The organism is Clostridium sp. AT4 (assembly GCF_001517625.2).
Classification (GTDB): Bacteria; Bacillota; Clostridia; order Lachnospirales; family Lachnospiraceae; genus Enterocloster.
Genome location: NZ_LN999828.1, coordinates 1,304,109 through 1,329,307 on the forward strand (window position 1 = coordinate 1,304,109; position 25,199 = coordinate 1,329,307).

At 47.9% G+C, this 25,199-nt stretch carries 24 protein-coding genes and 1 tRNA gene; 3 read left to right on the forward strand and 22 right to left on the reverse strand.

Features of this window, described 5'->3' with window-relative positions:
* Nucleotides 1–129 precede the first annotated feature (129 nt).
* The 10 genes from BN3656_RS12320 to BN3656_RS12365 all read right to left on the reverse strand — a co-directional run bounded on the left by BN3656_RS12320 (nt 130) and on the right by BN3656_RS12365 (nt 10,183).
* Nucleotides 130–1,647, reverse strand: coding sequence for an ABC transporter ATP-binding protein (locus BN3656_RS12320; protein WP_066548631.1), 1,518 nt, complete (start codon nt 1,645–1,647; stop codon nt 130–132).
* Between the two features lie 13 nt (nt 1,648–1,660).
* Nucleotides 1,661–2,569 carry an ABC transporter permease gene (locus BN3656_RS12325; protein WP_066548632.1) on the reverse strand — a complete coding sequence of 303 codons (909 nt, stop codon included), beginning with the start codon at nt 2,567–2,569 and terminating at the stop codon, nt 1,661–1,663.
* Nucleotides 2,562–3,647 (reverse strand): ABC transporter permease, encoded by a 1,086-nt coding sequence (locus BN3656_RS12330; RefSeq protein WP_066548636.1) that lies wholly within the window; start codon nt 3,645–3,647, stop codon nt 2,562–2,564. Before BN3656_RS12330 ends, BN3656_RS12325 begins: the two co-directional genes overlap by 8 nt.
* 90 nt (nt 3,648–3,737) lie before the next feature.
* Nucleotides 3,738–4,796, reverse strand: a complete 1,059-nt coding sequence (locus BN3656_RS12335; protein WP_066548639.1) for a BMP family protein — start codon at nt 4,794–4,796, stop codon at nt 3,738–3,740.
* A gap of 243 nt (nt 4,797–5,039) precedes the next feature.
* Complete coding sequence (gene rpmF, locus BN3656_RS12340) at nt 5,040–5,222, reverse strand: 50S ribosomal protein L32 (protein WP_002564324.1); 183 nt, start codon at nt 5,220–5,222, stop codon at nt 5,040–5,042.
* A gap of 3 nt (nt 5,223–5,225) precedes the next feature.
* Nucleotides 5,226–5,753, reverse strand: a complete 528-nt coding sequence (locus BN3656_RS12345) for a DUF177 domain-containing protein (protein ID WP_066548648.1) — start codon at nt 5,751–5,753, stop codon at nt 5,226–5,228.
* 119 nt (nt 5,754–5,872) lie between these two features.
* Complete coding sequence (locus BN3656_RS12350; protein WP_066548650.1) at nt 5,873–7,069, reverse strand: acetate kinase; 1,197 nt, start codon at nt 7,067–7,069, stop codon at nt 5,873–5,875.
* A gap of 18 nt (nt 7,070–7,087) precedes the next feature.
* A complete protein-coding gene (gene pta, locus BN3656_RS12355; protein ID WP_066548652.1) occupies nt 7,088–8,083 on the reverse strand; it encodes a phosphate acetyltransferase in 996 nt (331 codons plus the stop codon).
* 189 nt (nt 8,084–8,272) lie between these two features.
* Nucleotides 8,273–8,605, reverse strand: coding sequence for a cyclic-di-AMP receptor (locus BN3656_RS12360; protein WP_066548657.1), 333 nt, complete (start codon nt 8,603–8,605; stop codon nt 8,273–8,275).
* Nucleotides 8,606–8,695: 90 nt separating this feature from the next.
* The gene (locus BN3656_RS12365; protein ID WP_066548658.1) at nt 8,696–10,183 is read right to left on the reverse strand and encodes a trypsin-like peptidase domain-containing protein; all 1,488 of its coding nucleotides are present in this window, start codon (nt 10,181–10,183) and stop codon (nt 8,696–8,698) included.
* A gap of 214 nt (nt 10,184–10,397) precedes the next feature.
* Between BN3656_RS12365 and BN3656_RS12370 the strand changes: the two genes are divergently transcribed.
* Nucleotides 10,398–11,684, forward strand: a complete 1,287-nt coding sequence (locus tag BN3656_RS12370; protein ID WP_066548660.1) for a nucleotidyltransferase family protein — start codon at nt 10,398–10,400, stop codon at nt 11,682–11,684.
* Between the two features lie 28 nt (nt 11,685–11,712).
* Here BN3656_RS12370 and BN3656_RS12375 read toward each other — a convergent pair whose 3' ends face one another.
* The 10 genes from BN3656_RS12375 to BN3656_RS12420 form a co-directional block, all read right to left on the reverse strand.
* A complete protein-coding gene (locus BN3656_RS12375; protein ID WP_066548662.1) occupies nt 11,713–12,975 on the reverse strand; it encodes an SAM-dependent methyltransferase in 1,263 nt (420 codons plus the stop codon).
* A gap of 29 nt (nt 12,976–13,004) precedes the next feature.
* Nucleotides 13,005–13,640: a histidine phosphatase family protein gene (locus BN3656_RS12380; protein WP_066548666.1), complete on the reverse strand. Its 636-nt coding sequence runs from the start codon at nt 13,638–13,640 to the stop codon at nt 13,005–13,007.
* A gap of 11 nt (nt 13,641–13,651) precedes the next feature.
* Entirely contained in the window at nt 13,652–15,016 is a 1,365-nt protein-coding gene (locus BN3656_RS12385; protein ID WP_066548672.1) for a PFL family protein, read from the reverse strand.
* Between the two features lie 32 nt (nt 15,017–15,048).
* Entirely contained in the window at nt 15,049–15,321 is a 273-nt protein-coding gene (locus tag BN3656_RS12390; protein WP_066548675.1) for an ACT domain-containing protein, read from the reverse strand.
* Between the two features lie 67 nt (nt 15,322–15,388).
* A complete protein-coding gene (locus tag BN3656_RS12395; RefSeq protein ID WP_066548678.1) occupies nt 15,389–16,186 on the reverse strand; it encodes an MBL fold metallo-hydrolase in 798 nt (265 codons plus the stop codon).
* Entirely contained in the window at nt 16,183–16,791 is a 609-nt protein-coding gene (gene coaE / locus BN3656_RS12400) for a dephospho-CoA kinase (RefSeq protein ID WP_066548684.1), read from the reverse strand. The genes BN3656_RS12395 and coaE overlap by 4 nt, the downstream gene beginning before the upstream one ends.
* Nucleotides 16,792–16,811: 20 nt before the next feature.
* Nucleotides 16,812–19,559 (reverse strand): DNA polymerase I, encoded by a 2,748-nt coding sequence (polA, locus tag BN3656_RS12405; RefSeq protein WP_066548689.1) that lies wholly within the window; start codon nt 19,557–19,559, stop codon nt 16,812–16,814.
* 21 nt (nt 19,560–19,580) lie between these two features.
* Nucleotides 19,581–19,925, reverse strand: coding sequence for a zf-HC2 domain-containing protein (locus BN3656_RS12410; protein WP_066548690.1), 345 nt, complete (start codon nt 19,923–19,925; stop codon nt 19,581–19,583).
* A gap of 170 nt (nt 19,926–20,095) precedes the next feature.
* Nucleotides 20,096–20,178, reverse strand: a tRNA-Leu gene (locus BN3656_RS12415).
* A gap of 61 nt (nt 20,179–20,239) precedes the next feature.
* Entirely contained in the window at nt 20,240–20,437 is a 198-nt protein-coding gene (locus tag BN3656_RS12420) for a hypothetical protein (protein WP_066548694.1), read from the reverse strand.
* Between the two features lie 177 nt (nt 20,438–20,614).
* Here BN3656_RS12420 and BN3656_RS12425 point away from each other — a divergent pair, with 177 nt between their 5' ends.
* Nucleotides 20,615–21,436 carry a hypothetical protein gene (locus BN3656_RS12425; protein ID WP_066548697.1) on the forward strand — a complete coding sequence of 274 codons (822 nt, stop codon included), beginning with the start codon at nt 20,615–20,617 and terminating at the stop codon, nt 21,434–21,436.
* 98 nt (nt 21,437–21,534) lie between these two features.
* Entirely contained in the window at nt 21,535–22,164 is a 630-nt protein-coding gene (upp, locus tag BN3656_RS12430; protein WP_066548698.1) for a uracil phosphoribosyltransferase, read from the forward strand.
* A gap of 99 nt (nt 22,165–22,263) precedes the next feature.
* Here upp and BN3656_RS12435 read toward each other — a convergent pair whose 3' ends face one another.
* Together BN3656_RS12435 and BN3656_RS12440 are read right to left on the reverse strand one after the other, a co-directional pair.
* Nucleotides 22,264–23,055, reverse strand: coding sequence for a UDP-N-acetylglucosamine pyrophosphorylase (locus tag BN3656_RS12435; protein WP_066548703.1), 792 nt, complete (start codon nt 23,053–23,055; stop codon nt 22,264–22,266).
* Nucleotides 23,052–25,121, reverse strand: a complete 2,070-nt coding sequence (locus BN3656_RS12440) for a DNA topoisomerase (protein ID WP_066548710.1) — start codon at nt 25,119–25,121, stop codon at nt 23,052–23,054. Before BN3656_RS12440 ends, BN3656_RS12435 begins: the two co-directional genes overlap by 4 nt.
* Between the last annotated feature and the right edge of the window lie 78 nt (nt 25,122–25,199).

Sequence of the window (25,199 nt, forward strand, 5' to 3'; positions counted from 1 at the left end):
CAATCAATTATTTATAACGTTAAAGGTTTAAATCAAATGAGAGGACGTGGATAACCACCAGATGCGCATCGAAAAAAGAGGCCACCAGACAGCGATCCGTCTGGTGGTCTGCATCATGAATGCGTCTGTTTATTTTTCTTCTGTAAGACCTGCCATCATAGGACCTAACGTTTCTCTGGAAGCATCCTTCTGATCCACGATTCCCATGATCCTGCCTTCAAACATAACCATAATACGATCCGAAAGCTCAATCAGCTCATCCAGTTCCGTAGAAACCATAAGCACCGCTGTGCCTCGGTCTCTCTGTTCCATGATTTTAGACTGGATATACTTGGTTGCGCCAATATCCAGACCTCTGGAGGGGTGGACTGCCACAAGAAGCTTGGGCGTACGGTCTAACTCACGTCCTACCACAAATTTCTGCTGGTTTCCGCCAGAAAGATTAATCGCCTGCTCCTTGATCGTAGGTGTCTTTACCTTAAAAAGCTGACAGATCTTCTTACTGTGATCTGCGATCCATTTCCAGTTCAGGAATTTATGCAGAGAAAACAGCTTCTGATCATAGCTTACCAGGATCAGGTTTTCCTCTATGGACATAGCCCCTACCATACCGTATTTATGGCGGTCCTCCGGGATATGGGCCACATCCAGGTTTAATATCTGCTTTGGTGTATAGTTAGTCGTATCAGTATCACAGATCATAATCTTTCCCTCGGAAGGTTTTCTGAGTCCTGTAATACACTGGATCAGTTCTGACTGTCCGTTTCCGTCTACACCGCAGACGCCTAAAATCTCACCGCCCTGAAGTTCAAAGCTTACATCCTTTACCGCTGGAAGCCCCCTGTCATTTAAACAGGTCAGATGCTCTACCCGAAGGCGTTCTCCCGTATATTCCGGCGGTTTGCGCTCCGTTTTTAACTCTACCTGGTGGCCTACCATGAGATTTGCCAGTTCCTGTCGGTTATGTACTTCAGAGATCTCCACCGTAGCTGCCAGCTTGCCCTGGCGCAGAACCGTACAGCGGTCGCAGATTTTCATGATCTCATTCAGCTTATGGCTGATAAAGATAACGGTGTGGCCTTCACTTGTAAGCTTATTCATCATGTCAAACAGACCATCTACCTCGTCCGGCGTGAGAACAGCTGTAGGCTCGTCCAGGATCAGAAGCTTTGCATCGCGGTAAAGAGCCTTTAAAATCTCCAGTCGCTGCTGCTGGCCGACAGAAAGCTGCTCGACTCTCACCCAGGGATCGATTTCCATGTTATAGCGTTTTCCAAGCTCTGTAAAGCGTTCTGCCGCCGCTTTTAAATCCAGGACCTGTTTATTTTCCTTTAGGCCAAGAACCACATTTTCGATTACGGTCAGGGCCGGAATCAGCATAAAATGCTGATGCACCATTCCAATTCCCAGAGCAATGGCCTGTTTTGGATCATTGATCACAACCTTCTGCCCGTTAAACCAGATTTCGCCCTCATAGCTGTCGTACATACCGTACAGACAGTTCATAAGGGTTGATTTTCCGGCTCCGTTTTCACCCAAAAGAGCATGAACCTCGCCTTTTTTTACACTCAGATTCACATCTTCATTGGCAACTACCGAAGCAAAGCGCTTGGTAATGTGCTTCATTTCCAAAATATACTCTGACATCCTGTTTTCCCCCCTATTCCTTTCTGTAAGCAACACCGCTGCAGGCCGGTTTATTGCTGCGCTTTGCAAACATACACAGTGCTACTATGGTGATGAAATAAGGAAGCATATTTAAGAACTGGTAATAGCTTCCGATGCCGGTTGTCAGCAGACGGTATTTTAACGCATCTGCCGCGCCAAACAGCAGCGCAGCCCAAAGTACCGTCTTGGGGGAATAATTTCCGAATACGCACACAGCCAGGGCCATAAAGCCTTTGCCAGAAACCATGCCCTCTGTAAAGGAAGAAAGCTGCCCCATGGAAACAAAAGAGCCTGCAAAGCCTGCCATCATGCCGGAAAACAGAACGGCTCCATAGCGAATGCGGAATACATTGATACCCACCGTATCACAGGCCTTGGGATACTCTCCCACTGCTCTTACCTTAAGGCCGATATTGGTGCGCTGAAGGACAAACCAGCATACCGGTACGCTTAAAAAAGCCAGATAAACGGGAAATGACCAGTTAAACAGCACTTCTCCCAAAATAGGAATCTTTGACAGTCCGGGAATAGGGATGGCTTCATAACCGGCTACCTTCTCACCATTTAACAGAAGCCTGTTTAATGTGATGGTAAAGCCGCCTGCGAAAATATTAAAGGCAGTTCCTACTACGATCTGATTGGAACGCAGGGTAATGGTAAAAAAAGCAAAGATCAGAGCCATAGCAAAGCCGCCTGCAATTGCTAAAAGAGCTCCCATGGCAGAGGAACCCGTAAGAGCCGCGCCAAGACAGCCCAAAAGAGCTCCTACCAGCATAATACCCTCTGTTCCGATATTTACGATACCGGCCCGCTCGCTGAAAACCAGTCCAAGAGCAGCCAGAAGAAGCGGTGTGGCAGTTCTGATATCCGCTGTCAGAAAGTTAGTAATAAAATCAGCCATGGTTTTCACCTCCTGTTACCCCGTGGGCTTTTTCTTTCTGTAACTTCCTGCCAAACCAGATAAACAGTTCCCGGCTGACAGCAAAGATAATGATCATACCCTGGATCATATAAATAGAAGCAGAAGGAACCTTTGCAAGCAGCTGCATCTTCACACCTCCTGCATTGAGGGCTCCGAACAGAATACCCGATACGATGATCCCCACCGGGCTGCAGCCGCCAAGAAGGGCCACTGCAACACCGCTGAAGCCAAAGTTATTGGAAAAGCCCTCTGTAAGGAAGTACTGCAGGCCGATAATATTGATAATACCGCCAAGACCCGCAAAGCCACCTGCCAAAAACATGGACAAGATAGAGTTGACGGGGATATTCATACCGGAATACCGGCCTGCGTTGGGATTCATGCCAATCACACGCATCTCATAGCCTCTGGTCGTCTTCCACATGAATACATAGTAAATGAGCACTGCGATCAAAGCAAAGATGATACCCAGATGAAGCCTGGTCTGAGGAAGAATGATCGGAAGCTTCACTGCATCTACAACGGAAGGCATACGGGGCGCAGCTCCCGGAGTTGCATCACGGAAAGGCGGATTTGTCACGCAGAAACTTACAAACTCCAGAGCAATATAATTGAGCATGATCGTGGTGATCAGCTCACTGGCTCCAAATTTCATCTTTAAAACCGCAACGATCAATCCCCACAAAGCACCGCCGATAAAGCCGCACAGAAGAACGAACAAGATATGGATCACTGGCGGAAGTCCATGGATATGGGAGCCGGCCAGAGAACCCAGAATCGCTCCGATATAAAGCTGCCCCTCCGCGCCCAGGTTTACCATACCGCAGCGCAGGGCAATAGCATAGCTGAGAGCAGTGAAAATAAGAGGGGTTGTCTGGATCAGGGTTTCTGCAATGGAGTTTTTGCTTCCAAATGCCCCCTTTAACAAGCTGGAATACGCTTTTCCTGCATCATAGCCCATAGCTGACAGTATGACCGCTCCCAGCACCAGCGCAACGACAATTGAGGCAAGCGGAAAGGTTAATTCCTTTAATTTTTTCACAATTTCTTTCTGCATATCTTTTTCCATCCTTTTGTTCAGGCACTTTTGACAAAAGGAGCTGCCAGAAACGTTCCTGACAGCTCCAATTCAATGACCATGGTTCAATTACTGAAGAGAAATCTCAACCTCTCCCTTTGCCATCTTGTCAATGGTTTCCTGAAGCCTTGTCTTTGCTTCATCGTTTACATCACCGAACCACTCGGTTGCATAAACAACACCCTTGTTTGCTCCATAGGTTTCTACCTCGGTTGGATTTAACTCACCCTTTGCATATGCGTCAAAGGTAGACTTAATTGCAATGGCAACATCCTTTACAATGATAATTTTAGTAGCAGTAGGAGCAGATGATTCCTGTCCAAGGCCGCAGCCAACCGCCATAACGCCTTTCTCCTCTCCTGCTTCCATGATGCCTACGCTGGCGTCATTTGCCATAGGAGAAATAACATCGGCTCCGCCCTCGATGATTGAGATGGCAGTTTCCTTTGCCTGGTTTACATCTGTAAAGCTTCCCGTGTTGATGCGGGTTGCTTCTACATTCAAGCCGTAGGTGGAATTGACATAGTCAACACCCTGCTGGAAACCGGAGGATCCCAGCTTAATGGGATTGATCTCCTGTCCGCCTACAAAGCCAACCTTTCCAGTCTCAGACAGGAGAGCTGCTGCAACACCCTGCAAAAAGCCCTGCTCCTCATCTGCGATGCGGACAGAAATAAAGTTGCCGTCTACGATGGTTCCGTTGATCTGTACAAAGGTTGTATCCGGGAAATCCTTTGCAACAGGAGTACAGTAATCCTGATAGGAGTTCGTTGTCAGATAAACCAGGTTAAAGCCCTCAGAAGCGTATGTACGGGCTGCCTCAGCCGCATCTGTATCGCTGATATTTTCCATATAGGCAATTTCAGCACCGGCTTCTTCGATGGACTTTAATCCATTATACTGAGTTTCGTTCCAGTTTCCATCGTTGATCGCTCCGCCAAAGATAGCTGCAACTTTTAAGCCGGAAGCATCCTTCGCCTCTTTGCCTTCAGCGGCCTTGCCGCCCTCTTCCTTCGCTGCCTCGGTAGATGCCGGAGCTGCTGCAGACTCCTCTGTTTTGCTGCCACAAGCGGTCAGTGCTGTCATTGACATAGCTGCCGCAAGCATCAGTGCTGTTAATTTTTTCATAAATCTGTCCTCCTTTTTGTTTTTCCCTCCTTTTTCGCAAGAAATGGGGATTTGAGAAACATCAATTACTTAACACCTCTATTATGGCAAATCTGGATAAAATTGTCAATATATTAACTCTTTTTTTATAAAAAAGAACGAAAAACACGAAAAATAAAGGAAATAAAGCGAAATGCAGAAATTAAAAAAGATCTCCAGAATTGCTTCCGAAGATCTTTTTATTTTTAATTGAGTAAGGAGAAATTAGTCCTCTACGCTTACGATCTCGCGCTTATTATAGCTTCCGCAAGCTTTACATACTCTATGAGGCATCATCAGGGCTCCGCACTTGCTGCACTTAACCAGATTTGGTGCGCTCATCTTCCAGTTTGCTCTACGGCTGTCTCTTCTTGCTTTAGAAGATTTATTCTTTGGACAAATAGACATGGTTTACACCTCCTTCAACTGTTTAAAAATATCCTGGATAACTGACATTCTCGGGTCCAGTGACTTGCCTGCGCAGTCACAAGTCCCACGGTTGAGATTTGTGCCACATCTATTGCAAATTCCCTTACAGTCTTCACTGCAGAGAACTCTCATAGGCAGGTTCAGGGTTAACTCATTACCAACCAGCTGGTCGACATCCAGATTATAACCTTTGATATAGAACTGCTCATCCAGATCTGCAATCCGGTCTTCACCGGTCTGCTTCATATCAACTTCCTGATCGATCACAAGATTAAAGGAAACCCTTACAGGTTCAAGGCATCTGGCGCAGACCATCGACAGCGTGAGCGCTGCCTCTCCGATCACGGTAAACACCTTATTACCCTCATTTGTAACAGTCAGCGTTACGGGTTCCTTTTCCACAATCTCATAGTCTCCGTCAGCAGCGTGAAATGAAGTCATCTCCAATGGGACTGTGTAAGTTCTGGACTTTCCCTCAACGGGAAACAATTCTGATAAGTTGATCAGCATATCATACTCCTTGATATGCACCTTTGTTATTATACATAGGTGCATGGGGTTTGTCAACAAAATTTTGCCATATTTTTACCGAACTCTTTTTTACAGGCAAAAACCGCTGTCAAGCAGCTTTACTTTACAAGGCGAAGGGTCTCTCTTGCGATTGCCAGCTCCTCATTGGTTGGGATCAGCATTACCTTAACCTTAGAATCAGGAGCAGAAATAACGGTGCGCTTTCCTCTTACATCATTAGCAGCATCGTCGATCTTTACGCCCAGATAGCCCAGGTACTCGCAGACTTTCTTTCTGGTTGCCTTGTCATTCTCACCTACGCCGGCTGTAAAGGCAATGGCATCCACACCGTTCATGGCTGCAGTGTAAGCGCCTACATACTTAGCTACACGATATACGAATGCATCCAGAGCTACCTCTGCTAAATGGTTGCCCTCTTTTGCAGCATTCTCAATATCACGGAAGTCGCTGGAGATACCGTTTGTCATGCCCAGAACGCCGGACTTCTTATTTAATACATTGAGAACCTCGTTTACATCCATGTTCTCTTTATTTGCAATAAACTGTACCACAGCAGGGTCTACGTCACCGCTTCTGGTACCCATGATCAGGCCCTCAAGAGGAGTAAGTCCCATGCTGGTGTCCACGCACTTGCCGCCGATGGAAGCAGATACACTGGCGCCGTTTCCTAAATGGCATACGATCACCTTTGCATTCTCCGGATCCAGACCGCCGAACTTGATCGCCTCGCCGGATACGAACATGTGGCTGGTTCCGTGGAAGCCGTAGCGGCGGATGCTGTATTTCTCAAAATACTCATGAGGAATCGCATACATATAAGCTTTCTCAGGCATAGCCATACCAAAGGCAGTATCCCATACAGCTACGTTTGGCTTTCCGGGCATAGCCTCCTCGCAGGCCTCGATACCCATCAGGTTTGCAGGGTTGTGCAGAGGTCCAAGGTCGAAGCACTCGCGGATCACACGCTTTACGTCATCATTCACAACAACGGAATCGCTGTATACCATACCGCCGTGAAGTACGCGGTGGCCGATCGCAGAAATCTCATCTGTGTTTGTGATCACGCCATGGTCTGCATCCTGCAGAGCTTCCATAACAAGGCTGATCGCTACGGTATGATTTGGCATCGGCTGCTCAAGCACGAACTTGTCCTTGCCCTCTGGCTGGTGGGTCAGCTTGGATCCGTCAATACCGATACGCTCGCAAAGGCCCTTTGCGATTACGTTTTCATTTTCCATATCGATCAGCTGGTACTTTAAAGAGGAACTTCCGCAGTTGATAACTAAAATCTTCATGATAGATATTTTCTCCTTTTACATATTCTGGCACTGTACGGCTGTAATTGCCACAACACCCACGATGTCGTCAGCAGAGCAGCCCCTGGACAGATCGTTTACAGGTCTGGCAATGCCCTGGCACATTGGGCCGTAAGCCTCTGCCTTGCCAAGTCTCTGAACCAGCTTGTAGCCGATGTTGCCTGCATCCAGATCCGGGAATACCAGAACGTTTGCATGGCCTGCTACCTTGCTGTCAGGAGCCTTGGAAGCGCCGATCTCAGGAACGATCGCAGCATCCAGCTGAAGCTCGCCGTCTAAAGCAAGCTCAGGAGCCATCTCCTTTGCGATCCGTGTAGCTTCTACTACCTTGTCAACGTCAGCATGCTTTGCGCTTCCCTTGGAAGAATGGGACAGCATGGCAACCTTTGGCTCATGACCCGTAAGCATCTTAAAGCTCTCTGCAGAGGAAACAGCGATCGCTGCCAGCTCTTCCGGATTCGGATTCTGGTTCAAACCGCAGTCAGCGAATACAAAGGTTCCGTTGTCGCCCAGATCACAGTTCGGCACTTCCATTAAGAAGAAAGCGGAAACCAGCTTGGTGCCGGGAGCTGTTTTAATAACCTGAAGGCAGGGTCTTAAAGTATTGGCGGTAGAATGGCAGGCGCCGGAAACCATTCCGTCGGCATCTCCGTTCTTGATCATCAGGCAGCCATAGTAAGCGTAATCGCTTAAGATAGTCTCCCTTGCCTTCTCAGGAGTCATCCCCTTTGCCTTTCTCAGCTCTACGAATAAATCAATATATTCCTGAGTCTTCTCATAGGTCTGAGGGTTTACGATGGTAGCGCCGGAAACATCCAGGCCCTCGCTGTGCTCGCCGATATCCTCAGGCGTACCGATGATGATCAGGTTAGCCAGTCCTTCCTTTAAAATCTTTTCAGCAGCTACCCATGTTCTGCGATCCATGGACTCCGGAAGAACGATGGTTTTTTTATCTGCTCTTGCTTTTTCTTTGATAATATCGATTACTGCCATAATCTTATTTACCCCTTTCCTTATGTTAAAGCATATAGTCTTATTATATACGCACCCGTAACCGGAAACAAGTCGATTTTCATAAATTTTTGCATTTTTTTGAATACCTGTACCGCAGAACACAAAAAGTCCCCGAAAATGAGTTTTTCTCTTCCGGGGGCTTTCACTGCCGATACGCCGCGGGGGCGGTCAGATTTTTTCGTAACGGTCTACATTTATCACAAAGATGGTTGCGCCGCCCACATCTACCGTCATGGGCATCGTTGCATAATTTACCATTGTCGTACCGGAGATATAGGGCATATTTACAGTCAGCTTCTGATGCTGTCCGCACTCCTGCTTAATGATGGAAATAACCTCTTCTACCTTATCGTCTTCTGCACCGATCATCAGTGTGGTATTTCCTTTTTTCAGGAAACCTCCGGTGGTAGACAGGCGGGTTACGCTGTAGCGGTGTTGTGTAAGCTGGCTTACCACATCATCCTCATTGTCATTGCGTACGATTGCATATATTAACTTCATAAGCCAAACCTCCTTTTTCGGTTTATTGAAGCTATTATATCACACAATTCTGAAAAATGGTGTAAAAATTTTTATTTTTACGGATTATTTTTATGAGTTGGCTGCCGGCTTTGTTCCCAGTGTAATGGACACTTCATGCTCTACGTATGCACCGTTTACCAGAGACTGTACCGTAAGAGTAATTTCATCCCCTCCCTCATAATAGGCCAGCATATCCTTCAGCTCCTCCATCGTGGTAATGGACTGGCCGTCAAATTTGGTAATGATATCCTTTTCCTTCAGATCCGAAGATGCTGCTGCACCTCCAGGAACAATCTTGTATACATATACGCCTACCGGCATGCCATAAGCCTGTGAGGTTCCTGCATCAATATTGGTTCCCTGAATGCCAAGGTAGCCCTGAGATGCTTCATCTACCGCTTCTCTTGTTTTCTTGGTCATCAGACCGTCTAAAATTTCCCGGGCACTGGTAATAGGGATTGCAAAGCCCATACCTTCTACCTCTGTGGAAGCAGTTTTGGCTGCATTGATACCGATCACATTTCCCTGAAGGTCAATGAGGGCGCCGCCGCTGTTTCCGGGATTAATGGCCGCATCGGTCTGGATATAGGTATGGACAATGCCGTTTTCATCCGTGATCTGGCGATCTAAGGCACTGACATAGCCTACGGTAACAGACTGGCCATACCCCAGAGCATTTCCGATAGCAATTACCTGCTGTCCTACTTTTGCATTATCCGAATCTCCCATAGCAGCAATCTGGATTTTGCTCATGGTATCGGAAGGAATATCTGAAAGTTTTACAGCGATGATCGCCAGATCCGTGGCTGAATCTGTACCCTTAATAGCGGCAGAAACGTCTTTGTTGTCTGAAAATGTAACTGTAAGATCGGTAGAACCAGCTACTACATGGTTATTGGTGGCAATAAGAAGCTCTGTGTCATTCTTTCCTACAATAATGCCGGAACCGCTGCTCTGTGTCTGGTACGCCTGTGTCCTTCCAAAGAAATCCCTCTGCTGGATGGTCATGGTATCTGTAATCGCTACAATAGACGGCATGGCCTTCTCCACAATCGCGGAAACATCCGTTACAGTGGAAACTGTGGTTGTGTTTCCGCTGCCCGGCATAGTATTTGGCGCCGTTTCCTGAGCCTCTGTTGCAGCCTGCGGCTGTTCCTGTACATCAGCCATGATCCCTGTCATATTCATCAGTCTGGAACCTGCATAGTTAACGCCTGTCATCACACCGCCGGATACCGTGCCAAACAGGACAGCTGCCGCAGTAATCCCTGCTGCCCTACGTATCATGCGCTTTCCAGAAGATGTTTTTTTCTTTTTTTCATATTTCCGGCTGTCCCCGGAAAAATCCCTGTCCTGTCGGAACTGGTTATTATATGGGGTATTTTCCCTCCAGGATGCATTTTCACCGGAAGGATGGTTCTGCAGCGGTTCTGTTTCTCTGCTCCGGGACTCATCTGTGCTGCGTCCCTCCTCCAGCTTTTGGGGCGTAGTCCAGTTTACCTTTCTTTCCTCTCTTTCATCCTGATTCATCTGCTCTCTATCTTTTTCTTCGTACATAACGAATGCTCCTTTCGTACACTTCCTTTTGATGGTTCAATCATACGAAAGAGAATTGTTTGATTTGTGACGAAATTGTGGAAATTTTGTGTCCTTGTGTTTATGTTCCTGCCTGTTAAACTGCAGGCCGTTTTAAGTTTCCGGTTGATAATTTTGCAAAAACAGGTAATATAATAGTGAGAATACGGCAGTTCTGCCGCTAAAGGAGCAGCTTATGAATATAACCGGAATTATTGCAGAATATAACCCTTTTCACGGAGGACACTGTTTTCATATAGAAGAAGCAAAAAAAAAGACAAATGCCGATTACTGCATTGTCGTTATGAGCGGGGATTTTGTCCAGCGGGGAGAACCGGCTGTTTTTGATAAATACCTCCGAACAAAAATGGCTCTGATGGGAGGGGCAGATCTTGTGATTGAGCTGCCCTCCGTCTTTGCGGTCAGCAGCGCCGAAGACTTTGCCGCCTGCGGGGTAAATCTTTTAAGCCGGCTGGGAGCCATAACCCATCTCTGCTTCGGAAGTGAGGATGGAAATCTGGAAGGAATCCAGGCCGCTGCAAAGATTTTATCCGATGAAAGCCCTGATTTTTCAGCCCGTCTGCGGGAAGGATTAAAGCTGGGCTTAAGCTGGCCCCAGGCAAGAAACAGAGCCCTTCTTTCCATGGACATATGTTCCTGTTTCAAGGAGGATTCATTAAGCCGCCTTCTGGGATCTCCAAACAATCTTCTGGGAATTGAATACTGCAAAGCCATTTTCCGTTGCCGCAGCACCATCCGTCCTGTAACCATCCAGAGAAAGGGACAGGGATATCACGATAAAACGCTGGAATCGGGACAGGCATCCGCATCTGCGATCCGAAAAAGCCTTCTTGCATCTCAGCCGGAAAAAAAAGCCCGGTCTCACGAAGATTGTGTTTCCTGGGAGCCTCCCATTTCTTTATCGTCCCACATTCCTCCCCACATTCTCCCGCTTTATTCCCAAGGAAGGATTCTTGGGCCTGAAGACTGCGCAGGGCTTCTAAACTACCGCCTTCTTTCCCTGTTCCATAAGGGGGAGGATCTGACTGCGTTTTCAGATGTATCTAAGGAACTGGCTGACCGGCTCACCGGACAGCTGCTGCAGTATGAGGGCTGGGAAGGAAGGATCCGCCAGTTAAAAACAAAGCAGTATACCTATACGCGGATCAGCCGCTCTCTGACCCATATTCTTCTGGAAATCACAGATGCGCAGGTATTAAAGGCCAAGGAACTGGGCTATTCCCCCTATGCCAGGATCCTGGGCTTTAAAAAAGAGGCAGGATCTCTTTTGTCTCTTTTAAAGAAACAGTCTGAGATCCCGCTTATTACAAAAACTGCAAATGCCTCACAAATCCTTACTGAGGAAGCCATGACGCTTTTTAAACAGGATCTGTTTGCCTCCCATGTACGCCAGAGTATGGAAGCAGCAAAGTATGGACAGACCGGGCGAAACGAATTTAATCAGCCCATCTGCATTATATAGCCGGTCAGTCCTGCCCTTCTTTCCGGCATCATTCATCTGTTCCTGCACGTTCTCCTGTTCCAAGTTCCGGCGCAAGAAGCCGTACGATCGCCGGATCTGCCTGGAGAAATTCCAGAAGCTTTCTAAGTTCTGTGCCGGTCTTCTCCCGTGCCTTTTTGAAAGCAGCGTCATTTCCCTGGCGGACTGCCCGAATGAGGATGTTTTTGGGAGTGTGTTCCATGTCGATAAATTCCAAAATCTGGGTACGATAGCCCCGGTACTCCAGTACCTGAGCCCGGATGGCATCCGTATACAGGGCAGCCATACGCTCTTTGATCAGGCCATAGCCAAATACCGGCTTCATTAACGGATTTTCAATCTGGCGGTTTAACTCATGCTGGCAGCAGGGAACAGACAAAATCACCTTTGCTCCCCATCCCACAGCCTTTTCCATGGCGTAGTCCGTAGCCAGATCACAGGCATGAAGGGTTACAACCATATCCACCCGATCTACGCCTTCGTAGGAAGCAATATCCCCGCAGCAGAAGCTTAAGCGGTCATAACCATAGGATTTTGCCAGAGTATCACAGCGGCAGATCACATCTTCCTTTAAGTCAAGGCCGATAATCCGGATCGGATACCCCCTTAGCTCCTTCAGATAATAATACATAGCAAAGGTCAGATAGGACTTTCCGCAGCCAAAATCTAGGATCACAGACTCTCTCGCAGGATCCAGATTTGGGAGAATATCTTCGATAAATTCCAGGAACCGGTTGATCTGGCGGTATTTATCATAACGGCTGCGGACAACCTTTCCTTCTGCCGTCATAACCCCCAGATCCACTAAAAAAGGAACCGGGATTCCCTCTTCCAGAATATAACGCTTTTTGCGGTTGTGCTCCAAAAGGCGCAGCCCGTTTTCCTGTCCGTCAAAGCGCGGACGGATTTTTTCAGAACCGGCAGCCTCTATCCGTCCCTTCCTTCGGATTTTTACGGTTATTTTTCCCTTTTTGCTCACCAGAACCACTCCGGTTCCATGAATACCGCTCATCTCTGCCTGTCTGAAATTCTTATTAAGCATCTGGCAGACATAGGCGACCGCCTCTTCTTTCGTCAGGTTTCGGTGAAAGGCCTGTTTTCCTATCTGTTCCTCTGCCTGAAATACCAGCTCCCCCTTTAAATGCAGGGGACGGATCCGGCTGCGGCTACACCCGGAAGGCTCTGTGGGATGGCTTAAAAGCAGCCGCTCCAGCCCCTCATCTAAAAATAGCTCCAGCCCTTCTTCCAGCTTTTTGCGTTCATTCTGATCCATGGGAACACTCCTTTTTATTTCAGTCTGTTTCAGCCTTCCTTCCAGTTTTTTCTTAAAAGCTCCGGACAGGCCTCCAGATGGGCATAGTCATTAAAGCGTTCCAGTGTAAAACGCCTGTGGCCTCTGTCCCATTTTAACTGTGTGATACTTGTATTTTCCAGATCCTTTCCAAGAAGCCTCCATTTTTCCAGAGGCATCCCCAGATACCAGGCTGCCATGGTTCGGATCACTCCGCCGTGAGTCACCACGGCAATCCTCTCATGACTACTCTCTGCAAGCCGTTCCAAAACCGGGCCTGCCCTGCGGATCACATCTGCCGCACATTCTCCGCCCGGATAGGACAGATCCTCTGTCATGGCAGCCTGACGCTCTTTAAATTCCCGGAAGCGGACTGCGATCTCTTCATCTGGAAGCCCCTCCATTTCCCCAAAAGAAATCTCTCCAAGTTCCGGACAGACCTGATGAGGCAGGCGTAAAAAACGGTTTATCTCCTCAGCCGTCTGTACCGCCCGGATCAGGCTGCTGGAATAAAGAACCTCAATTCCCCAGTCTGCAAGCCTATGGCCAAGAAGGATAGCCTGACGGCGGCCATCCGGGGAAAGATCCACATTTACATTACAGAGCCTGCTGCTCTGGCGGCCATGACGTATAAGATACAGCTCCATAAACCGGCCTCTTAATTCTTAAAGCTGTGGATAGGAGCAGGAATCCGTCCGCCTCTTGTCACAAACTTCTCGCAGGAAAATGTATTAACGGGAATAATCGGAGCATATCCTAAAAGTCCGCCAAATTCCGCCGTATCTCCTACCTTTTTTCCGATCACAGGGATCAGGCGTACTGCGGTTGTTTTCTGGTTTACCATACCAATGGCAGCCTCATCCGCAATGATGCCGGCAATGGTAGAAGCTGGTGTGTCACCGGGAATGGCGATCATATCGAGGCCTACTGAGCAGACGCAGGTCATGGCCTCCAGCTTCTCAATGGTAAGGGCGCCAAGGCTTACAGCATCGATCATGCCCTGATCCTCACTGACCGGGATAAATGCACCGCTTAAACCGCCTACATAAGAGGACGCCATAACGCCGCCCTTCTTTACCTGATCGTTTAACATGGCAAGAGCCGCTGTGGTGCCAGGAGCGCCTACCCGTTCTAAGCCGATCTCCTCCAGAATTTCTGCCACGCTGTCGCCTACCGCAGGAGTAGGGGCCAGAGAAAGGTCAATGATGCCAAAGGGAATACCCAGACGTCTGGAAGCTTCCTGGGCTACCAGCTGGCCTACGCGGGTGATCTTAAAGGCCGTCTTTTTGATGGTTTCACAGAGCACCTCAAAATTAGCACCTCTCACCCTTTCCAGAGCCACCTTCACAACGCCCGGGCCGCTGACACCTACATTGATAATGGCGTCAGCCTCTGTAACGCCGTGGAATGCACCTGCCATAAAGGGATTATCGTCGGGAGCATTGCAGAATACCACCAGCTTGGCACAGCCTAAGGAGTCATTCTCCTTTGTTGCCTCAGCCGTTTCCGTCACAATCCGTCCCATAAGCTCTACCGCGTCCATATTCAGGCCTGTCTTTGTAGAACCCACGTTGACAGAGCTGCAGATCCGTTCGGTCTGAGCCAGGGCCTGGGGGATAGAAAGGATCAGATTCTTATCTGCTGTGGTCATGCCCTTGCTTACCAGTGCAGAATAGCCTCCGATAAAGTTTACTCCCACTTCCTTTGCCGCCCGGTCAAGAGTCTTTGCAATAGTCACAAAATCCTCCGGCCTTTTGCAGGCTGCACCGCCCACCAGCGCAATAGGGGTAACGGAAATACGCTTATTCACGATGGGAATCCCGAAATCGCGTTCAATATCCTTTCCGGTGGAAACCAGATTCTTTGCCAGAGTGGTGATTTTTGTGTAAATTTTTTCATTCAGCGCATCCAGATCACTGTCCGCACAGTCTAAAAGGCTGATACCCATGGTGATCGTGCGGACATCCAGTTTTTCATGCTCAATCATGTTGTTTGTTTCATTTACTTCATAAATATTTATCATAGCCCGTCTGTTCCTTCCCTTTTTTGCGCTTATCAGATTCTGTGCATCTTTGTGAAGATTTCTTCTCTCTGGATCTTAACAGAAACGCCGATTCCCTCTCCCAGCTTTTCAAGCTCCTCTGCCGCCTGTCCGAAGGAACTGTCCAGAGCACTGATGTCCACGATCATCATCATGTTGAAATATCCCTGTACAATGGTCTGGGAAATGTCCAGAATATTGATGCGGTGCTCTGCCAGATAGGTACATACCTTTGCAATAATTCCTACTGTGTCTTTTCCAACTACTGTAATGATTGCTTTGCTCATGCTCATTCTCCTCTTTCATTGTAATGGCTATATTATATATTAAACTTGCTAATAATAGCAAGAATAATTATAAATAAACAATATCGCTCATCCTGTCTCTGGATGCTACGGAGATAGAAAAATCAGATGCTCCGTAGGGGCAGTCGCCCTCATCAATTTCCAGGCGGACCGTTTCATAAGCCAGCTCCGGATAATTGTTTTCCTTGCTCAGATGGCCTAAAAAGATCTTTTTTAAATGGTCATGGAGGATCCGGTTTAAAAGACGTCCTGCGTTTTCGTTGGACAGATGGCCGTGATCTCCCAGGATCCTGCGTTTTAAAGGATAAGGATAAGGGCCTGTCTCCAGCATCCGGACATCATGATTAGATTCTAAAAGCACTGCGTCAAGGCCCTTAAGGTTCTCTACAATGTATTCATCAAAATGGCCCATGTCCGTGGCCACGGCTACGCATTTTTTCTGGTGCTCTACCCGGTATGCAACCGGATCTGCTGCATCATGATCAATTTTAAAGGGATGTATCTTAAGATCTCCCACCATAAAATCCACATCAGGATCAACGGGCTTTAAAAGCTGTCTGTCAAAATTTCCCAGGCTGCTGCAAGAGGCGATTCCCGCCAGAGTCTTTCGCGTACCGTAAATGGGCAGATGATACTTTCTGGAAATCACCCCAAGCCCCCGGATATGATCCGAATGTTCATGAGTGATCAGAATCCCTGCCATATCGCCTCCTGCCAGCCCAAGCTCATTTAACCCTGCCATGATGCGTTTATTGCTGATTCCGGCATCTACCAGGATATGAGTCTGATCGGAGCCGATATAAATACAGTTTCCGCTGCTTCCGCTTGCTATGCTTACCATTCTCATGTATCTATTCCTTCCCGTCCGTGCAGCAGCTCCCTTACCTGCGCGGCTGTACATTCCTGACTGTGGTTGTTATCGATCACCGCATCTGCCAGAGCACGAAACTCTTCATCCGAAGCCTGGCTTTCCATAATTGCCATCGACTTTTCCAAAGAATAGCCCCGGCTTTCCATCAGGCGGGATATACGGTTTTCTTCTGATGTATAAAGATACCACATTTCATCGCACTTGTCACGAAATTCTTTTGAAGGAAGGGCTGTTTCTATGACAACCCTCTCACTGCCGCAGGAATATGCCTCCGTAAGGACCGCGTTCCAGGTCAGCGGATGTGTGATCGCATTTACCTGTTTTCGTTTTTGTGGATCCTTAAAGATCTGCTCTGCCAGTCGGGCCCGGTCAATCCTGCCGTCGGGCCTTAAAATGTCCCGGCCAAAAAGAGCAGCTATCTCTTCAAATGCTGCCTCCCCCGGCTCCAAAAGCCTCCTGGCCGTAAGATCGGTCTGAATCACATAAAAACCGTAGTGATCTTTCAAAAGGGTAAGAACCGTGCTCTTTCCCGCCCCCACACCTCCGATCAGGCCAAGGATAAATGTCTGTTTTTCTGCCATCGTCTGTCCTCCTGAATGTTCTATTTGGCATCAAACCAGGAGGCTCCTGTCTGGGCTTCCACCTCCAGAGCGACCTGTAAGCTGGCCGCATGCTTCATGCGGTCTGTCAGAAGATTTTTTACCTCTTCCTCTTCCTCTAACGGAGCTTCGATCAAAAGTTCATCGTGGATCTGCAGGACAATCCGGGAACGCAGCCCTCTTTTCCTTAACTCCCGATCCACATCGATCATGGCAATCTTCATAATATCCGCCGCGGAACCCTGGATGGGGGAATTCATAGCCACACGCTCTCCAAACTGACGCTGCATGAAATTGGATGACTTAAACTCAGGTATGGGCCTGCGCCGTCCGTAAAGGGTAGTCACATAGCCCTGCTCCTTTCCCTGCTTTACCAGACCGTCCAAAAAGGCCTTTACTCCGGGATAGGATTCAAAATATCGTTCAATATACTCCTTTGCTTCCTTTCGGGAGATGCTTAAGTCCTCGCTGAGTCCAAAGGCACTGATGCCGTAAACAATGCCGAAGTTGACCGCCTTGGCGTTGCGCCGCTGAAGAGGCGTCACCTTATCCAGAGGCACATGGAATACCTGGGAAGCCGTAGCTGCGTGGATATCCCTGGACTCTCTGTAAGCCTCGATCAGCCCTGCATCCCCGGACATATGGGCCAGGATACGAAGCTCGATCTGAGAATAATCCGCATCAATAAAAATACAGCCTTCCTTTGGCACAAATACCCGGCGTATCTCCCGTCCGAGCTCCATACGGACGGGTATATTCTGAAGATTGGGTTCTGTACTGCTGATGCGGCCTGTAGCTGTAATGGTCTGGTTAAATTTGCCGTGGATGCGCCCGTCCTCTCTGATAAATCCGGCCAGACCCTCCGCGTAGGTGGAATTTAACTTGGCAAGCTGGCGGTAATCCAGGATTTTCTGCACCACCGGATGGTCTGCCGCCAGCTTTTCCAGCACATCTGCCGCCGTAGAATAGCCCGTCTTTGTCTTTTTTCCACCCGGAAGCTTCATTTCACCAAAGAGAATCTCTCCCAGCTGCTTAGGGGAATTGATATTAAATTCTCTTCCCGTATCCTCATATATTTCTTTTTCCAGACGGGCAATCCCAACCTTTAGCTTGTCTCCGTATTCCTTTAATTTTTCTCGCTGAACCTGTATGCCTTCCTTCTCCATATGATACAGACTGTAAATCAGCGGCATTTCAATCTCTGTGTACAGTGTATACATTTCTTCATCCAAAAGGCGTTTTTTCAAAATCCCTGCGGATTTCCATACCGCATAGGCCATATAGCAGGCACAGTCCGCCGCCTTTTCCTCTTCCTGAACCAGCAGATCACCGATCTGGCCTTTTCCAAGAAGATCCGTCCGGGAAGGCAGGTCTTCTGAAAGGTAATCCTTTGCAAGGGTATCATAATCGTAGGTATCTTTTAAGGGATTTAAAAGATAGCCCGCCACTCCCGCATCATAAACAGGTGCTGAATCTTCCAGTTCCAGCACAGGAAGCATAGCCTTTAAATCCAGAACCCACACCGGATGAGAACCGCCGCAGATTTTTTTTGCCTCCCGGATCAGATCCTTACTGCTTATCTCTTTCCCGGTACGGATACAGTAAATCTCCTTCTCTCCCAGACAAAGCCCCATACCTGCCGCTGCAAAAACCTCGCTTTCTTCTGTTTCATCCGGCTTAAGGCCGCCTGCATCATCGAAAGAAAAGGAAAGCTGTTCTTCTCCTGCACTGCCTTCTTCCTCAGGAAGCACTGTAGAGGCAAAAATCAGCTGCATTCCTGTTACAGCTGCATTCCGGGCCTTTTTTAAGACCGCCTCTGCCTCCTTCCTTCCGGTAATAACCTGAAACTGTTCTTTGATTTCCAGAGGATTTTCCCCTGCCGCATTCGGAGAAAAACGGCTTAAAATGGACTTAAAGCCCATACGCTTCATAAACCGGAACGCCTGAGGGGTGTACAGATTCTCCACCTTTGCATCCTCATAAGAAAATTCCACCGGACAGTGGGTGCAGATAGTGGCAAGCTCCTTGCTCATCTGTGCTAAATCATAATGTTCTCCCAGGGCCTTCTGTGCTCTAGGCGGACGGATCTCCTCCAGATGGGCATAGGCATTTTCAATGGAACCATAAGACACGATCAAACTGGTCGCCGTCTTTTCTCCAATGGAAGGAACTCCCGGTATATTATCAGAGGAATCGCCCATAAGAGCCTTTACATCAATAAATTCTTCCGGGGAAACCTGATACTCCCGCTTTACATCTTCCGGATAATAATCATGGATCTCTGTCGTTCCCCGGCTGGTTTTGGGAATACGGATCTTAATATGGCTGTCTGCCAGCTGTAAGAGATCCCGGTCTCCCGAAACAACCGATACCTCAGCGCCCTTCTCCTGGCACCGCTTTGCCACGGTTCCCAGAATATCGTCGGCCTCATAGCCGGCCAGAGTCAGGATCGGGATTTCCATGGCAGTCAGGGCTTCTTTTATAAGAGGCACCTGCTCTCTTAACTCTTCGGGCATAGGCTTTCGGGTCCCCTTGTATGCATCAAACATTTTGTGGCGGAAAGTAGGCTCAGGCAGGTCAAAGGCCACTGCCAGATGATCCGCCTTCTCCTCCTCTAAAATCTTCAGCATAATATTTAAAAAGCCGTATACCGCATTGGTATGCAGCCCCTCTGCATTGGTCAGATCCGGTACTCCGTAAAAGGCACGGTTTAATATACTGTGTCCGTCGATCAGTACAAGTTTGTCCATATTTTTTCAATTCCTCCTATTCTAAACGCCAAAGAATCCCCAGATGCGCAGCTGCAGGATCAGAACCAGAAGCACCGACCAGAAGCATAATGTGTTCACTGCATAAACCGCCGTGCGCAGAATATCCAGTGAGTGAATTCTCTGCCTGGACAGCTCCAGGGCTGTTTCCAGAGCGCCCTTTATATTGTACGTTCCGCTTCCCTCATCTAACTGCCTGATCCCCACATCTACGGTAAAATAGATTTCCAGCTCCTCCCTGCACTCCGGGCAGTGATCGATATGCTTTAAAAAGCCTTCCAGCTCCTGATCGGTAATACTTCCATTGATATAGGGCATCACAAGACGCTCCGCTTCCTCACAGGTCATATAAATGGCACCTCCTTTGGGCCGCTGTGAATGTAAATCCATGCTTTATATCATACAATAAAAAAATATGGTTTTCAACCAAAGTCCCCTACTGCATTTCCAAAAATCCATTCCTGAAAAACAAAAAAGCCTCAAAAGCTGTATTTTCAAGCTTTTAAGACTTTTCATCCTGCCGGCGGCGGGACTTGAACCCGCACGCGGTTACCCGCAACAGATTTTGAGTCTGCATCGTCTGCCATTCCGACACGCCGGCATTGTTTCACAACGGTTGTTATTTTACCATAAACGTCAGATTTTGGCAAGTGCTTTTCTGTTTATTTTTTCTTGTCCCCTGTGCATGCCACTTCCAGAACAGATGTTTGTGCCTGATTTTTATATTCCTCCACGATCCCGGCCCTGTTTCGTCCGATCACGTTGCTTAACTCCTTTTCTGTAATCATCCCTTTAAAATACATTTTCACCACATCCATGGGACTGGTCCCGACCCTGGCGATCAGTTCAAGGTATGTCATGGCCTTTTTCCTCCTTCTTGCCCCCACTTTCTTTACACGCTTTAATACTATATGCATCAGCCATGAAAAATATGACTGTTTTTTCCTTTCCTTCACGAATTTGTAAGTTTTTCTTCAAACCCTGTCCATGAGTTTCAGGTATAATTATTTTATTACAAATGAAAAAAGGAGGACCCTATGGATAAAAGCAAGAAAATAATGATCGGAGCAATCGGCACTGTGGTAGTGGCCGGAGGTGTGATCATCGGACTGATCCTGGGACGTACGCCGCCAAAAGCGGATCTTTCTACCATTCATACAGAAGCATCAACGGAAGCTCCCGCAGAAAACAAACCGCAGGAAACAAAAGCACCTGAAACAGAACCATCAAAGGCACCTGAAGAATCGGTAACCGCCATCTCTGCAAACGTGATGACCTATACCTCCGGAAAGGTATCTATTGAATATCCGGCGATTGAGCAGATGGAGGATGAGGAAAAGCAGAGCCGGATCAATGAACATTTAAAGGCAAATGCCCTGTCCATTCTGGATGCTTATGAGATCAATGAAAGTGCAGATACCCTTTCTGTTTCCTGCGAAATCATATCCGCCGATCCCAAGCGTCTCACCGCTGTATATACCGGAGAACTGAGCATCGAAGGCGGCGCTCATCCCAGCCGCATTTTTTACACCAATACACTGAATCTGAACCAGATGAAGGATATGGGACTGAATGACTTCACAGACGCCTATACCATGGCAGGCTATGTGCTAAGTGAAGACGTACGTTTTCCAAAGCTGAATGCCGAGGAAACAAGCGCTGCCTTGGAATACCGGAGCACACAGTCTATGGAAGCATTGACCGCTGTTTTTGAAAATGCAGATTTCCCGCTTTCCGGGAAAGAAACCTGGCCGGAATCCTTCAGCTATGAAAAACAGGGCCGGATTTACTTCTCTCTTCCCGTCCACCATGCTCTGGGAGACTATGTGATCGTAGAATTTGATCCGGCCACCAAATAAGCGTTAAACGATAATTCCTTGAGTTTTCCATTGCACCCCGGCCTTTTATCCAGTATAATGAATGTACGTTAAAAAATATACAAAGGAGCACTGCTTTTATGGAACAGATAATGGTTTTTAATCATCCGCTGATTCAGCACAAAATTTCAATCCTGCGCAACAAGAGTACCGGAACGAATGAATTCCGCGCCCTGATCGAAGAGATTGCCATGCTTATGGGATACGAGGCTTTAAGAGATCTTCCTTTAGAGGATGTTGAGGTAGAGACACCTTTAGAGACCTGCATGACGCCTATGATCGCCGGACGCAAGCTGGCTGTAGTTCCCATCCTGCGCGCTGGCCTTGGCATGGTAAACGGCATTCTGGCCCTGGTTCCCAGCGCAAAGATCGGCCATATCGGCCTTTACCGCGACGAGGTAACCCATGAGCCTCATGAGTATTACTGCAAGCTTCCAAGCCCCATTGAGGAGCGCACCATCATTGTCACCGATCCCATGCTGGCAACCGGAGGCTCCGCCGTGTCTGCTGTTGATTTCATCAAACAGCATGGCGGGAAAAAAATCAAATTTATGGCGATCATCGCTGCTCCCGAGGGCTTAGAGCGCCTTCACAAGGCACATCCAGATATCCAGATCTATGTAGGCCATCTGGACCGCTGCCTGAATGAAGATGCCTATATCTGTCCGGGTCTGGGCGATGCAGGCGACCGTATTTTCGGCACAAAATAATCCCGTTCCCATCATAAAAAACCTCCTCTCTTTCACAGGTTTTCCCGGATTGAGAGGAGGTCTTTTTATGCGCATCATGCGTTAAATCTTATCTTCTATTTACTTTACTACCTTTACAGTGCTGCTGGAAGCTGCTGTGCTCTTCTTTGCTCTGGTTCTCTTTGGCTTTGGAGCAGGCTCTTCTGCCTCTGCCTTAACGGCTTCAGCTTCTGCATCTCTGTTTTCCTTTACGATCACATTTTCCTGATTCTTGTAAATGGAATTTGCCGCTACACAGCCTCTTACACTGGAAAGAGGATATACAACGCTGTTTCTTCCGATTACGGTACCCGGATTTAATACGCTGTTGCAGCCAACTTCAACACAGTCTCCTAAGATTGCGCCGAATTTCTTAAATCCAGTCGTCACATCGCCGTCCTCTGCGTGAACCTTTACCAGGCTCTTGTCAGACTTTACATTAGAGGTCACTGCGCCTGCGCCCATATGTGCCTTGTAGCCCAGGATGGAATCGCCTACATAGTTGAAGTGAGGTACCTGAACCTCGTCAAACAGCAGGGCATTCTTTAACTCACAGGAGTTTCCTACTACAGCCTTTTCACCGATGATTACATTGCCTCTTAAAAATGCGTTGTGGCGCACATTGGCTCCCGCACATATGATCATAGGGCCTGTCATCATAATCGTAGGCGCAACCTTTGCAGTTTTATGGATCCAGATATCTTTACCGATCTTCCGATACTCATTTTCAGGAAGAAGGGATCCCAAAGAACGGATGAAATCGCCGATCTCCGGCAGTACCTCCCATGGATATGCGTGATTGTCAAAGATCCTTTCTGCAATGGTATGGCTCATGTCAAAAAGCTCTTTCATCTTCATTTCTTCCAATTTCATTGATCAGTTCTCCTTTTTTGTTTATAAAATACAGCAGCCGCGTCAAAAAGTCCTCTCAGATCGTACTGATTGTTCAGGCGGATCACATTGACGGTTCTTCCTGCTACAAAGCGTTCCAGCTTTTCCATATATTCGCCGGAGGTAATGGAACCCTCGGCTACATAGGTCAATCCCTTTTCCCAGCTGGCTGTAAGCTCCGGATTTAAAAGCTGGCGGATGGAATGATCCACCACATCATACACCATTTCCCCTAAAAGGGACGGCGTGATCACCTGTGTCTTTCCATTTAAAGAAAGATACTGGATACTCACCAGTTTTTTTAAAATCTCCGCGCGGGTGGCGCTGGTACCGATACCGCTTCCCTTGATCTGGGCCCGCAGCTCCTCATCCTCAATGAGCTGGCCCGCATTTTCCATCGCCAGGATCATAGAGCCTGAGGTATATCGCTTGGGAGGTGAGGTTTCCCCTTCCTTCACCCGCAGGTCCGCTACAGTAAGTATATCATTTTTTTTCAAATCTGCAAGCACCTGTAACAGTTCTGTTCTGTCAACTTTTGGGGATTCTGTATTATTTTTATCGGGATTCTCCTCTTTCTGGTCCTCAAAGGTCTCTTCAACCCCTGGTTTTTTTGCCAGATTCACATCCGCCACCTTCAAATATCCGGGCTCGGAAAGCACCTTAAATCCCGCAAAAAAATGCTCCTTTTTCCGCTCCAGCTCCAGGGTATACTTCTGGTAAACGGCAGGCGGATAAAAAATACTTAAAAAACGGCGGCAGATCACCTGATAGACCTTTTCCTGCAAGGGTGTAAGCTGTCTTAAGCTGCCCAGTCCCTGGCCCGTAGGAACGATCGCATAGTGGTCTGTGATCTGTTTGTCGTTGACATACCTGGTTTTTGCCAGGTTCTGCCAGCTGCTTCCCTGCAAAATCTCCTGAACAAAGGCACTCATGGGGCTGTAGCCGGAGAGTCCGCTTATGTTTTTTCGGATCTCTTTTGCTACCGCCGTGGATAAAACCCTGGCATCCGTACGGGGATAGGTAACCATCTTTTTTTCATACAGCTCCTGAACGACCTTCAGCGCTTCATCCGGGCTGATCTTAAACATTTTTGAGCAGTCATTCTGAAGCTCTGCCAGATTGTAAAGAAGCGGCGGATTTTTTGTTTCCTTTTTCTTTTCCTTTGAAACAACGGCAGCTGTAAGCGGTTCCCCTTCCTTTAGATATGCGATCAGTTCTCTGGCCCGTTCTTCCTCCTTAAAGCCGTTGTCCTTATAAAGGCAGGGCGTTCCAAAATATCTGGAACCTTCCACCGCCTTCCATTCAGCCTCCAGCGGAAGGGCTCGGCCATCCTTTGCCACTGCGTCAAAGGTTCCGATCACACGATAAAAGGGAGTCTTTACAAAGCTTCGTATCTCCCTCTCCCTGCGGACAACCATTCCCAGCACACAGGTCATCACACGACCTACGGAAAGAACCGTAAATTTGGTTCCCAGATAGTTTGACATGGCAGGACCGTACCGCAGGGTAAGCACCCGCGAGAAGTTGATCCCCATCAGGTAATCTTCCTTTGCGCGCAGATAGGCAGAAGCAGAAAGATTATCATATTCCGACTCATCCTTTGCTTCCCGGATTCCCCTGAGGATCTCCTCCTCTGTCTGGGAATCGATCCACACACGTTTCTGGCGCTTGTCTTTTACTCCTGCCATCTGAGCCACCAGACGGTAGATATATTCTCCTTCCCGCCCGGAGTCCGTGCAGACATAGATCGTATCCACATCCGGACGGTTTAAAAGCCCCTTTACCACTGCAAACTGCCTGGCTACGCCGGGAATAATCTCGTATTTGAATTCCTTCGGCAGAAACGGCAGGGTCTGCAGGCTCCAGCGTTTAAATTTCATGTCATAGGCATCCGGATAGCTCATCGTCACCAGATGGCCCACACACCAGGTTACAATGGCGTCCTCGGATTCAATATATCCGTCTCCCCGCCGTCCCCGGATCTTTAATGCATCTGCAAACTGCTGGGCTACACTGGGCTTTTCCGCGATGTACAATGATTTTGACATGCGATCCCTCATTTTCCTTTTAATATAAATGCCTGCATGCAGGCATATTTAGCTAGTATACCATTAAATAGAAAATAT